At 68.4% G+C, this 12,600-nt stretch carries 8 protein-coding genes; 2 read left to right on the forward strand and 6 right to left on the reverse strand.

Going from position 1 to position 12,600, the window contains the following annotated elements:
* Positions 1–47 precede the first annotated feature (47 nt).
* The 3 genes from AB0959_RS28530 to AB0959_RS28540 are packed head-to-tail and all read right to left on the reverse strand — an operon-like array spanning position 48 to position 3,405.
* The gene (locus tag AB0959_RS28530; protein WP_366829466.1) at positions 48–1,499 is read right to left on the reverse strand and encodes a hypothetical protein; all 1,452 of its coding nucleotides are present in this window, start codon (positions 1,497–1,499) and stop codon (positions 48–50) included.
* Positions 1,499–2,878, reverse strand: coding sequence for a P-loop NTPase (locus tag AB0959_RS28535; protein WP_366829467.1), 1,380 nt, complete (start codon positions 2,876–2,878; stop codon positions 1,499–1,501). Before AB0959_RS28535 ends, AB0959_RS28530 begins: the two co-directional genes overlap by 1 nt.
* Positions 2,875–3,405, reverse strand: a complete 531-nt coding sequence (locus tag AB0959_RS28540; protein WP_366829468.1) for a hypothetical protein — start codon at positions 3,403–3,405, stop codon at positions 2,875–2,877. The genes AB0959_RS28535 and AB0959_RS28540 overlap by 4 nt, the downstream gene beginning before the upstream one ends.
* A gap of 167 nt (positions 3,406–3,572) precedes the next feature.
* On the opposite strand from AB0959_RS28540, the gene pglX reads away from it, so the two are divergent.
* A complete protein-coding gene (gene pglX / locus AB0959_RS28545) occupies positions 3,573–7,292 on the forward strand; it encodes a BREX-2 system adenine-specific DNA-methyltransferase PglX (RefSeq protein ID WP_366829469.1) in 3,720 nt (1,239 codons plus the stop codon).
* A gap of 46 nt (positions 7,293–7,338) precedes the next feature.
* Here the strand turns inward: pglX and AB0959_RS28550 are convergent, their stop codons facing one another.
* Both AB0959_RS28550 and AB0959_RS28555 read right to left on the reverse strand, forming a co-directional pair.
* A complete protein-coding gene (locus AB0959_RS28550; protein ID WP_366829470.1) occupies positions 7,339–7,530 on the reverse strand; it encodes a DUF397 domain-containing protein in 192 nt (63 codons plus the stop codon).
* Complete coding sequence (locus AB0959_RS28555; protein ID WP_366829471.1) at positions 7,527–8,405, reverse strand: helix-turn-helix transcriptional regulator; 879 nt, start codon at positions 8,403–8,405, stop codon at positions 7,527–7,529. The genes AB0959_RS28550 and AB0959_RS28555 overlap by 4 nt, the downstream gene beginning before the upstream one ends.
* Positions 8,406–8,625: 220 nt before the next feature.
* Here AB0959_RS28555 and AB0959_RS28560 point away from each other — a divergent pair, with 220 nt between their 5' ends.
* Positions 8,626–9,204 (forward strand): ATP-binding protein, encoded by a 579-nt coding sequence (locus AB0959_RS28560; RefSeq protein WP_366829473.1) that lies wholly within the window; start codon positions 8,626–8,628, stop codon positions 9,202–9,204.
* Positions 9,205–9,230: 26 nt separating this feature from the next.
* On the opposite strand, the gene AB0959_RS28565 is transcribed toward AB0959_RS28560, so the two are convergent.
* Positions 9,231–12,521, reverse strand: a complete 3,291-nt coding sequence (locus AB0959_RS28565; RefSeq protein WP_366829474.1) for an AAA domain-containing protein — start codon at positions 12,519–12,521, stop codon at positions 9,231–9,233.
* Between the last annotated feature and the right edge of the window lie 79 nt (positions 12,522–12,600).

Genomic DNA, 12,600 nt, shown 5'->3' on the forward strand with positions numbered 1-12,600 from the left:
GGTCCGCCTGTCGGCGGGGTGCCCCCTCCGACAGCCACCTTCCGCGGTCAGTTGACCGGCATACGAGGCACACCGCCCTTGCGGCTGATGTCGAACGCCAGCCGGTAGATGTCCGGCAGATCGATCGCCTCTCCGCTGCGCCTGGTCATCACTCCCAGCTCGATGAGCTCCTCCAGCAGCGCCACAGGATTGTCCAGATTCCGTGGACCACTGCCGGAGCGTTCGTCCTTGAGCTGTTCCCGTACCTTGCTGACCAGCGAGCCCTGGTGCCAGGCGTACTGGACGGCCGAGGCCTGGAGCGGGACCTGCGTGTTCTCCAACTGCTCGACCGCGAGGGCCGCCCAGCCGATGTCGTCCTGCAGTTCCGCCACCCTGCTGTCGGCGGCGGAGCTGAGGCTCTCGCGGATGGCGTCGTAGTGGAGGGGGACCTGGTGCCCGGCGTGTCGTTCCCCGGTCAGCACGGCGGCCTTGCAGAGAGCCTTCAGCCACGTACGAGGACTGACCCGGCCCTTGCCGTCCTGGAGGTGGTTCGGCACCCAGGTGTAGGTGTGGCCCTTGCGTCGGTCCGTGCCCATGAACGGTCCCGCGAGCGTGACGAACACCTCCTCCTGGCGCTTTTGGTCGGCGATGACATCGACGGGGGCGACGTAACGGCCGTCCTCCTGCCGCCAGGCGCCGGTCGCTCTGCGGAACTTCTCGGCCTCAGGGGTGGGATGGTTGCCCAGCTGATGGAAGAGCAGCCCGTAGAGGTTCTCCCGGCTCCACTCCAGATCCGTGGCGTTCGCGCCGAGCTTGGAGGCGTCGGCGAACATCTTCGGGGCGTTCTCGTACATGTCCGGCCGTACGAAGATCTTTGCCCTCAGGGTGCCGGTGGTCAGGCGCAGTTCCAGGGCCAGCTGGAACAGCCCGGACAGCAGCCGGTCCGTCTGCCCGCGCTCACCGTGCAGGTGGTCGAGGGCGTCGAAGAGGAGCACACGTGTCTCGCCGCGCTCACGGCTCTCACGGTCTGCCCTGGCGATCGCCGTGTCGTAGACCTCCGGGTTGTCCCGCGTCCAGCGGACCCGCTCGGCCCAGCCCTCGACGCGGCGGATCTCCGGAACCTCCAGGGCCATGAGGACGATCGCCGCCCACAGGTCCTCCGGAGCCACCCCGTCCGTCACGAGCCTCTCCCGGGTCCGTTTGTACGGGAAGGGGGGCTCGCCCGCGTGCTCGCTCTCCAGCCCGAACGCGGTGGTGACCCGGGTGCGGCGGAGCCGGGGCATCATGTACGAGGCGGCGGCGATCTCCCTGAGCCGCCCGTCGACCAGTGCCTTGGCCCAGAAGGTCTTGCCCGTGCCGCGCGCCCCGCGCACCACGGTGACGTCCGGGTCCAGCGCGAGCCGGTGCGAGGACGGAGTGAACAGGGTCCGCAGACCGGGGCCGGTGGTGTTCGCGTCAGGAGCGGAGCCGAGCGCTTCGATCAGCAGCTTGCGGTAGTCGGCGGGCGTCGGTTCGCTCATCACGCGTCCTCGTGCGGTTCGGGCAGCAGACGTTTCACCGTAGTCGTGAACCTGCTGTATGCCGCCTCCACGAACGGCAGGTCCTGCCAGCGGCGGCTGCGTAACGGGTCGAGGCCCACCAGGTCGTTGCCGAAGAGGATGGGGATCGCCGCGTAGGGGGCGTCGTCCACCTGGCCGTCGGGCGAGTAGAACGGCTCGGGTTCGTCCTCGTCGGGGAGGTTGTACAGCGTGTCCACGAACAGGTCGTAGGCGTTCCTTGTGAGCACGCCCAGCCGCTCGGTGTCGCCCGCCGAGTGGAACATCGCGCCGACGATCCTGATTCTCTCCCTGAGTTCACGGGCGCGGTCGGGCCGGCGCTGCCACTCGGAGAGCAGCATCCGGTACCCCTCCCAGGTGGACGGGTTGTCCACGGCGAACAGCAGGGCGAGTCCGCTGAGCCGGGTGAGCGTGACGGCGGCGATGTCGTGTATTCCTGCGCGGCTGTCGAGCAGGACATGGTCGGGCCGCCGCGCGAGCCGTTCGACCTGGTCCTCGCAGGCGGCGATGGCCTGCTCCAGCCGCACGGCGAACGGGCGCGGGGAGCCGTCGTCACCGGTGGCCGGCAGGTCGGTGTAGATGCGGTTCAGCTTCGACAGGTAGGTGTAGGGCTGTCCCTCCAGCGGCAGTCCGCAGGCCGGGGCGAGGAACACCTCTCCGTTGCCCTGGTAGTTGAGGAGGGAGGCGCGCCCGACGAGTTCGAGGTGGTCGGCGTTGTCGACGGCGGCCTCCACGAGGTGGTCCACGATGCCGTGCCGTGGTCTCCCCGCGTCGTCCGAGAGCAGGTTGGACACACCGGGCGACTCCAGATCGAGGTCGACGACGAGCACACATCGGCCCAGGTCGGCGAGGTAACGGGCCAGGACGGCGGTCGCGGTCGACCGGCCGACCCCGCCCTTGAACCCGTACAGGGCCACGCGCCGGTCCCGCCGGGAGGCCGGCGTGCCGGACCCTTCGTCGTCATCGTGATCGCCGTGGTGCAGCCAGTCGGCCCCGACGACCGTGCGTTCCAGTGTGCAGATCCTGCCGACTCCTTCGGCGCGCGGGCTCACCTCGGTCAGTTCCGGTGCGGTGAAGAACAGCTCCGGCGCGAACATGGAGCGCGCGGTCTGTACCGGCTCCACCCCGGTGAACGGCCGGGTCGCCTCGGCGAACCTCTCGCGCAGAGCGGTGAGTTCGGGGGAGTCAAGCGCGAGCTGCTGCTGCATGTCGTCGATCAGGAGCGAGGACCTGCCGAGCAGGTCACGGGCCAGTACGACGTCACGGCCGAGCCTCGCCGCGTCCTCGGCCACTTTCCGCGCGGCCAGCCACGCGCTGTCGAAGCCCGCGGTGGGTGTCGTCATGCGAGGGCCCCGGTTCCCAGGACGCGCGCCTGTTCGTGCGCGGCGAGAAGGTCGTACGCCGCTCGCAGATGCCGGTCCAGATCCGCGTCGCTGATCGTCGTACCGTCGCAGTACCTCCCGGACACGTCCCAGTCGTGGAAGGGGTTCTGTCCGATCAGCCGCAGAAACAGGACCCCTGTCTCACGCGCCCGTCGACGGTCGAGGATCGTCGTCAACTGCCCCCACAGGTCGGGCAGGTGCTCGTGCAGGTACTCCTTGCGGTCCTGCTTGCGCCACTTGCCCCCGGGTGGGTTCGGCTGCGAGCTCAGCTCCAGGTCCTTGTTGTACGGCCGCTGCTTGTCGTTCAGCCGGGAACCCAGGTAGTCGAGGAGGATCGCCTTGATCGCGCACTCGGCGGCCAGCCCGGCCGAATGGTCGGCCGCGATGCGTAACCGGCCCGTGGCTGCCAGCCTGGCCGAGTGGTAGTGATGGCCGCTCGCCGCCCGGAAGGCCGGGGGCGGGGCGGCGGAAGTCGTCGGAGCCGTCACGACGATCACTTTATCGACGTGATCGGGGGGAAAGGGAACCTTTCCGCACCAGAGGTTCCCTGCGTCCACCGGGTGTGGCCTGGCAGGATTGGGGTCTTGGCGCGGGACGACCGGGGTGGACGAGGGAGCCGTGGGGAACGCGCAGTGCATCGAGAAGGAAGCGGAACGTGACGGACGTCAAGGCTGGTGTGGACCCGGCGGCCCTGCTCAAGGACCTCAAGCGGCAGGTCGCGGCGCTGGAGGACGACCTGCGGGCACGCACGGAGTCCGTGGACGAGATCCGCGACCGCCTGGAGGCCGAGTACCGGCACGCCCGCGAGGCCCGGCGCACCGCGGCGACGTACGGTGCCTGGCGCGACGAGCGGGTCACCCAGTCCGCCGCCGCCTGGGCGCTGGCCTGCGTCTTCGTCCGCTTCTGCGAGGACAACGGCCTCATCGACGAGCCGTTCATCGCCGGCCCGGGGGAGCGGCTGGCGGAGGCGGAGGCCCGGCACGAGGCGTACTTCCGCGAGAACCCGACCAAGAACAACCGCGACTGGCTGTTCGCCGCGTTCGACGCCATTCGCGAGGCGAATGACACGGCGGCCGGCCTCTTCGACAAGGCCCACAACCCCCTGTGGGACATAGAGCTCAGCTACGAGGCGGCGACCGAGCTGCTGTCCTTCTGGCGGCGGTGGGGCGCCGAGGGCAAGATCCGCTACGACTTCACCGACTCCGAGTGGGACACCCGCTTCCTCGGCGACCTCTACCAGGACCTCAGCGAGCACGCCCGCAAGACGTACGCGCTGCTTCAGACCCCGGAGTTCGTGGAGGAGTTCATCCTCGACCTCACGCTTGAACCGGCGGTGTCCACGGACGCGTTCGGCCTGAACCCGGTGTGGGAGGGCCCTGATGGCGAGGAACGGCGCGGCCTTAGGACTATCGACCCGGCTTGTGGGTCCGGGCACTTCTTGCTCGGCATCTTCCACCGGCTGTTCGCCAAGTGGCGCGCGGCTGAGCCGGGGACGGATGTCTGGACGCTGGTGCGCCGCTCCCTGGAGTCGGTGCACGGCTGCGACAAGAACCCGTACGCGGTGAGCATCGCGCGGTTCCGGTTGCTGGTGGCGGCGATGCGGGCGGCGGGGGCGGAGAGGCTGAAGGACGCGCCGCCGTTCCCGATCAACGTGGCGGTGGGGGACTCTCTGCTGCACGGGCGGGACGCGGCGGGTATGCAGACGGACCTGGACACGTTGTTCGCCGAGGTGCAGATCGGGCGGGAAGAGGGGGCGTTCGCGTACTCGACGGAGGATGTGTGGGAGTACGCGAAGAGGGTTGATCTGTTGGGGCGGGGATCTTATCACGTGGTGGTGGGGAATCCGCCTTATATTACGGTTAAGGATAAGCAGGAGAAAGAGAACTATAAGAAGGGCTACGACGCCAGCGTTGGTCAGTACGCGCTTTCAGTGCCTTTCGCGCAGCGACTCTTCGAGTTGGCGATCAAGGGGGCTGGGGGAACCGCGGGCGGCGGCGGCTTCGTGGGGCAGATCACCGCGAATTCCTTCATGAAGCGCGAGTTCGGGAAGAAGCTGATTGAGACCGTCTTCTGGGAACGCGTCGAGCTGTCGCATGTGATTGACACCTCGGGTGCATATATTCCTGGGCACGGCACTCCGACGGTGATCCTCGTGGGGCGTAATCGAGTGCCGAGTGAGAGGAACTCTGTCCGAGCGGTTCTGGGGCTGCGGGGTGAGCCGCAGCAACCGGAAATTGCCGCTCAGGGGGCCGTCTGGCAATCCATTGTGGAGCTGGTTCGCCGACCGGGTGAGGGCTCGGAATGGGTGAGCGTTGACGATCTGAGGCGTGCGCAGCTGGCGGACTTCCCGTGGTCATTGAGCGGGGGCGGAGCAGGGGCCTTGATGCAACATCTGAACGATGCGCGGAAAGGTAAGCTCGGTGACAGGGTGGAGAACATCGGCTTCTGCGCTGTCACCAGGGAAGATGACGCCTATCTGGTCGGTCATGGCTTCGGGCGGCGCAAGGGAGTGTCGGCCGATAAAGTTCGTCCGATTCTTGGCGGTGGAGATGTTCGGGACTGGGGCCTGGGCCCGGGAACAGAATCTATCTTTCCGTACTCGGACTCCTCGCGCTCGGCCGAAGGTGACCTCTCGACTCTTCGGGAGCTCTGGCCAAATCGGACCCTTCTAAAGCTGCGCAGGGCTCTTTCTGGGACTCAAGAAGAGCAGGGCTTGACTTGGTATGAGTATTCAAGTTTCTCTCCGTTGCGATACTGGGCCAAGTGGCTGATCAGCTTTCCCTTTGTGTCGACTCATAATCACTTTGCGCTTCGCCGGGATGCTGAAGTGTTTATCCGGACTGCTCCAGTCATCAGGTTGCCTGGTGATGTTGGGGAGGGGGAGCATCTGGAGCTGTTGGGGGTGCTGAACTCTTCTACTGCTTGTTTCTGGCTGAAGCAGGTTAGCCAGGACAAGGGAAATCGAGGAGGTGAGCGGTCCACGGGACGGTACGCCTGGGAGAGCTTCTACGAGTTCACCGGTACTAAGCTGCAGGAATTCCCTCTACCCGAGCAGCTCCCGCTTACGCTCGGGCGCATGTTGGACGCTGCGGCGCGCAAGATGGCGCTGTGTGAGCCCGCCGCTGTGGCTGCGCAGCAAGTTCCGCTGAGGAGCCTTCTTAGCGACGCACGTTCCAGTTTCGACCGCGTTCGTTGCGGCATGATCGCTTTGCAGGAAGAGCTGGACTGGCAGGTATATGGTCTCTACGGACTGCTTAGTTCGGCCGAGGTGGCGAGGACTACCGTTCCTTCGGGACGCCTTGCTGAATGCCCCGATGTGGAGTTGGGGCAACGCGCCTTCGAGCTAGTCATCGCACCCAGCGCTGAGCGGGATGAGGCCGTCGAGCAGTGGTTCAGGCGGCACGGTTCCACCCCCGTCACCGAGATTCCCGCCCACTGGCCCGACTGGTACCGCGAGATCGTCCAGGCGCGTATCGACATCATCAACTCCCGCAAGGACATCGCCCTCATCGAGCGCCCTGAGTGCAAGCGGCGCTGGGCCGCCGAGCCGTGGGAGAAGAAGGAACGCGCCGCGCTGCGGAACTGGTTGCTGGACCGGTGCGAGAAGTCCGAGCTGTGGTACGACGTCCGGAACGGGCTCAAGCGACCTCGCCCCATGACCGTCAACTACCTTGCCGACCAGCTCAGTACGGACGAGGACTTCACCGCCGTCGCCGCGCTCTACGCCTCCGACCACCTCGGCAAGCCCGATCTGCCCCTCGCGCAGATATTGTCCGACGTGATCGCCGACGAGCACGTGCCCTACCTCGCCGCGATGCGCTACAAGGACCCCGGCCTGCGCAAGCGTGCCCAGTGGGAAGAGGTCTGGCGGCAGCAGCGCGAGGAGGACAGGACGGGGCAGCGGCTCGACATCCCCGTACCGCCCAAGTACACGTCCGCCGACTTCACTCGCGCCTCCTACTGGTCGAACCGCGGCAAGCTCGACGTGCCGAAGGAGCGGTTCATCTCGTACCCCGAGGCCGGGCCCGACAGCGACTCGACGCTGATGCTCGGGTGGGCGGGCTGGGATCACAAGGACCAGGCACAGGCCCTCTTCGAACTGCTTGCTGCCCGTACCACTCGGGACGGCTGGAGTTCCGAACGGGTCGTTCCCCTGATCGCCGGTCTCCACGAGGTCATGCCGTGGGTCAAGCAGTGGCACGGCGAGTACGACGACGAGTGGGGTGACGTACCGGCGGAGGAGCTGGAGGCTGAGTACGAGAACCAGCTCCGCAAGCACCAGGTCGGTGTGGAGGAGCTGAAGGCGTGGCGTCCGGTGCGGAAGACGCGTGGCCGGAAGGCGGCTGCGAAGCAACCCGCGCTGGATGCCGAGTAGCCGTAGAGGTTGGTGAGGCAGCAACGCGCGCTGCCCCACCGGAAGTTCAGACGCGCGAGTCGGCCGCCAGCGCCGCAAACGCCGACCAGGCATCGCGGGAAACGGCCAGCGCCTTCCTGTCCGTGTCCTTCGAGTCCCGGACGAGAACGGCCTCGGTGCGCACGGCGACCTCGACGCAATTGCCGCCCCCACCGCCGCTGTAGCTGCTCTTGAACCAAGCAAGTTCGGTGGTGCTCATAGCGCTCCTCGCATCTGCTCCAGCAGGCTCGCGGTGGCGTGGTGACTCAGAGCCTGCGAGCGCATCTTGCCATAGCGCTGAAGCATGGCGCTTGCGGCTTTTGTGTCGGTGACGAGCATGCTGCAGTCGTGCGCTTCGACGTAGCCCACCCATCGATTCTCCGCCGTCTCGGCGAGGTAGAGGGGGCCCTCGAAACCGGAGTGATCCTCCTGGACCCGAGGCATGATCTGAATCTCGACGTTCCGGAGACGGCCCACATCGAGGAGGCTGCTGAGCAGCGCGTGTGTGACGCTCTCGCCTCCCAGGCGGCGATCCAGCAGGGCCTGCTCGATGATGAAGCTGAAGGTGCTGTTCGGCCGCTCCGTCAGGAGACGCTGACGTTCAAGTCGGGCCATCACCTGTTGCTCGAACTGCTCCTCCGACAGAGGCGGAAGTCGCCGGTCGAAGAGCGCGCGAATGTATGGCTCCGGCTGGAGCAAGCCCGGAATCACGGTGCACTCATACGCATAAAGCGAGATCGACTCCTCCTCGATCCCCGCCCACTGCCGGAACCACGACGCCAGCCCCGCCTTCCGCGTCAGACTCCGTGCCGCCGCCCGCAGAACCCGCCCCGCGACCGCCCCCAGCACCTTCTCCGACCGCTCCAGCAGATCCCGTGGCGGGAAGCGCTTGCCTTGTTCGATCTTGGCGATGTGCGCGACCGAGTACCGCACCAGCGGGGCGAACTGCTCCTGCGTCAGGCGGGCCTCCTCTCGTAAAGCCTTGAGGACCGCGCCGAACGTCTTCAGACTGTCCGAGAGCTCCGGCTCGCAGCTTCCGTTGCCCCCGGCTTGTCCGGAACCCCCGCCCGCCCCCACGCCGTTGTCGGTCACCATCGCAGCCGCCTTCCCTGTGCCCTCGTGCTGTCGGGCCGGTCGTATCCCCTGCCGGACCCGAGCACCCCGCGTACCGTGTGCCGGGCGCGCTGCGCCACGTCCGACACGGCCATAGTCACGTACAGCGACCGACCCAGTCCAGCGAGTGAACCAGTACAGCGTGATCTGTATCAGCGCCGGACCTGCCGACGGGCCCTCGCCTCCCGCGAAGGTGGGCCGCATGCAAGCCCCTCACACCCAAAGCCCCACCCCCGCCCTCACGTTCGCGCAGCGCTTCTCCGCCACCCGGCGTGGTGCGCGCCTCGCCCGGCTGCTCGCCGCGCACCGGCTCACCGAGTGGGGCCACCCGTACGGCACCGAGACGCACGACACCGTCGTCCTCGTCGTCGCCGAACTCGCGGCGAATTCGGTCCTCCACGGCCGGGTACCCGGACGGGACTTCGCCCTGTCGCTGTCCTGCGACGCCGGCCGAGGCGTCATCCGGATCGAGGTGACCGACACTCACCCCGCCCTGCCGGTGCGCAGGGCTCCCGGCGCGGACGAGACGCCGTTGGCCAATCCCCAGAGGAGACCAATTGGCTTCTCAGTCCCAGAGAAACGCCCTGAAAGCGGCGTGTCGCTGGGACTCCCAAGCCACTCGGCGATTCCGCGGCGGTGCGTTCGCCCACAGCCTCCGGACGAGGACGGAGGCCGTGGCCTGGTCCTCGTCGACGCGCTCGCCGCCGACTGGGGCGTACTCGACCGCCCCGGACCCGGGAAGACCGTCTGGGCCGAGTGCGCGACGGGTGTTCGGGGCTGACAGCAGGTGACGGTGGACGCGTGGCCTCAGTGCCTGCCCCCGCCCAGCCTGATGTCCTGGTTCCAGGCGTTGCTCCGGCCGTTCCGTCCCGTCTTGCAGACTGTGTCGTAGCAGCGCCAGAACCAGACGCCACTCCTACGGCGGCGCAGTTCGATGCTCCTGCCGCCGCAGCGGGCGCACTTCGGTGGACGGGTGAACAGCTCGGCGTGCTGGTGCTCCAGGATCTTGCGGGCGAAGTGGCCGCCGCGGATCGTCACCATGACCTCGCGGGTCCACGACTGGGAGAGGGTGTTGAGGCTGCCGATCATCACCGTCCGCTCGTCGATCACCGCGATCTTCTGGTGCATGAAGTTGACAGGAATTACTGTGTGGACGACGGCCCGGAGGTCCGCGATCAGACTCTGGCTGTCCGGGCGGGCCTGGAGCTGGTCCGTGTCGTCGCGGATGAACACGGTCACGCGTACGCCGCGACCGGCTGCCTCGCGCAACAGGGGCAGGATGCCGCGTACCCGGTTCGCGACCCATGGCGCCCACAGCCAGAGCGAGGCGCTGGCCTGGCGGATCTCGTCCTCGAAGGTGCTGAAGAACGTCGTCTCGTCGTCGATGCCCGTGATCTCGACATGCCGGGCGAGCACGTCTGCGAGGGCGGAGCCGAACTCGCCGAGGTTCGGCGCGTCCTCGTGCGGGGGAGTGATCAGGTGGCCGGCCCGCAGGCGTCGTACGCCCGGGGTGCCGACCAGTGCGGCCAGGTGGGTGAAGGCCGTGCCGTTCTTCGCGGACCGTATGCGCTCCCAGCTGCCGATGACGTAGAGGCGGGTCTGGACGCGGGTGGCCGCCACGTTGAACAGGCGCACGCCGTTGCGTGCCCAGTCCGACGCGCCCGGCTCCCGGTGTGCCAGTGACATCCACAGGTCCCGGCCGTCGGCGCCCTCGACCGTGTCGAAGACGACGACCGGGAACTCCCGGCCCTGGAAGCGGTGCGCCGTGCCCACCTCCGCCAGCGTGCCGCCGCCGCTCTCCACGTCCCGCATGGCCTCCAGAGTCGCCTCCGCCTGGACGCCGTAGGGGGTGACGATGCCGGTGTCCTCGCCCTTCGCGCGGTGATACTCCACCAGTGCCCTGGCGATCAGCGACCCGGCCGGCCACCAGCCGCTGCGGCGTCCGGTCAGGTGGGGCCTGGCCAGTTCGTGCAGTCCGTCGGTGTCGACGACGACGATCTCCGGGTCGTCGGGAGGCCGTGGTGCCGCGGTCTGCTTGCCGCCTCGCAGCATTCCTCCGTACGCGAGGGAGTTGGCCAGGCTCATCACCGCCGGACCGAAACGGTGCTGTTCCGTCAGGGTGACGCAGGCCGGGTGCCGCCGGGCGTCCTCAGGGTCCTGGATGCCGCAGTGCTGGAAGACGTCCGGAAGCAGCCAGCGCTTGACGTCCGGACGGTCGAGATCTTTCAGCCGCTCCTCGATGACCGGGCCGAGCTGCATGAAATCGCCGAGCAGGACGGCCGTACGGGTCGCCTTCGCCGTCGCGAGGATCACCTCGGGCAGTGTCGCCGCACCCGCCTCGTCGACCAGGACCACGTCGTACGGGCCCTCGAAGACGGCCTTGTTGGTGCGGAACCGGGCGAGCGTGGTGGCGACCAGTTTCGCGCTCTTGATGATCTCGCCCTGGGCGTTGCGGGCGAGGCGTTCGTACTCCTCCTGGACCTGCTGGAACTCTTCCTCCAGCGTGGAGCGGCGGGCGGTGTCGGCCGTCACCCGGGGCCGTAACCCCTCGGCGCGGGCGTGGCGGGCGGGCCAGTCCTGCTGTTCGGCGCGGGCGGTGAGCTCCGCGGCGTCCAGGGCGCGGACGACGGACTGTTCCAGCAGGGTGGTCTCCTCACGGCGGGCGGCCACGAGGTCCAGGGCCGACCTGTACGTGGACTGCGCCGAGGCGAGCGCCTGCTCCACAGCCGTGATCCGTTCGGGTGTGTGGGTGATGCCGGCGACCAGGTCCGCCAGTTCCTTCTCCAGCGCGACGACGTGCGCGTCGGCCGTGGTGCGCGCGGCCTGTGCCGCCCGGCGTGTGCGGGTGACGTCCTCCTCGGTGAGGGACAGTTGCTCACGCAGCTCCTGCCGTTTCTCCCGGGCCCGCCACCGGGCCACCGACCGCTGGGCGTCGAGCTGTCCCAGCTCCTCACGCAGCTCGCGAAGGTGGTCCTCGGTCATCAGCGCATCGGCCTGCTTGCGCTCCGCGGCCTTGAGGATGCGGGACTGCTCCTTGCGTAGCCGGTCGACCTCGGCCCACTTCCCGCGCGACTCCTCCGCCGCGTCCCGGCGCCGCTCGGCCGCCACCGCGGCCTGCTGCGCCGCGTCCCGGGTCGCCACGGCCTCCTCCAGCAGGGCCGCCGCCGTCTCCGCCCGCTCCCGTGCGGACTCCGGATCCCGGCCGGGCATGCGCAGCAGCTTCAGTGCGTCGAAGTACGCGGCCGGATCGAAGCGGACGAGGGAGGCGTCCAGTGCGGCCAGTTCCGCCGCGCGGGTCCGGACGTCCACCAGCGCGGCCTCGATCCCGCGCCGCCGCTCGGCCGTCTCGGCCAGGCGCTCACGCACCATGAGCGGCAGCGACACCTCGGGGTTGTCGGCGACCTCCCGCAACTGCGGCGGGCCCACGCGGACGATGTCACCCGGACCGTGCCTGTTCTCCTTCACCACACCCAACAGGGCGTTGTCCACGGCGATGTTGGTGGCGGACACCAGCAGCACCCGGTCGCCTTGGGCGATCAGGTCACCGATGGCGCGCTTCAGCACCGTCGTCTTGCCGGTGCCCGGCGGACCCCACACCAGATGCACGCCCTGGCCCAGGCATGCGCGGTAGGCGTCCCTTTGTGCCGGGTGAAATCCTGGGGGGTCCGGTGCGGGTGAGGACGCGCCGCCGATCGAACCTCCCGCCAGGGCGCCCGCAAGCGGTGCGTCGCCCAGCCCGGCGATGCCGTCGCGCAGCGCCTCGACGAGGAAGGTCGGCGGCTGTTTGAGCAGCCAGAGATACGTGTCCGTCAGGTCGGCGAACTCGGCGACCTTCAGCGTGAGCAGGGAGCCGTTCTGCACCGTCTCCGCGACGGCGAACCCTTTCGTCTCGATGCCGTCCGCCTCGGGGCCCGCGAGCCGGAGGGCGTCCAGTTGGTCCGGTCCGATGTCGGAGCCGCGCAGGTCCACCGCGTACCAGCCCGCCTCCTGGGTGCGGACCGCGCGCCCCACCCGCTGCCAGCGTGGCTGCTTGCCGGTGCCGCCCGTGATCGCCACCAGTTCGTCCAAGGCCGCGGCGATCTCCTCGCGCCACCCCATCCGCCGTCGCCCCCGCTCCTCGTACCACCGACAGATCCCGCGCCGACCCTACCCAGAGGGAGCTGCCTGTGATCCCGTG

This window comes from Streptomyces sp. NPDC046862, from assembly GCF_040704615.1.
Lineage (GTDB): Bacteria > Actinomycetota > Actinomycetes > Streptomycetales > Streptomycetaceae > Streptomyces.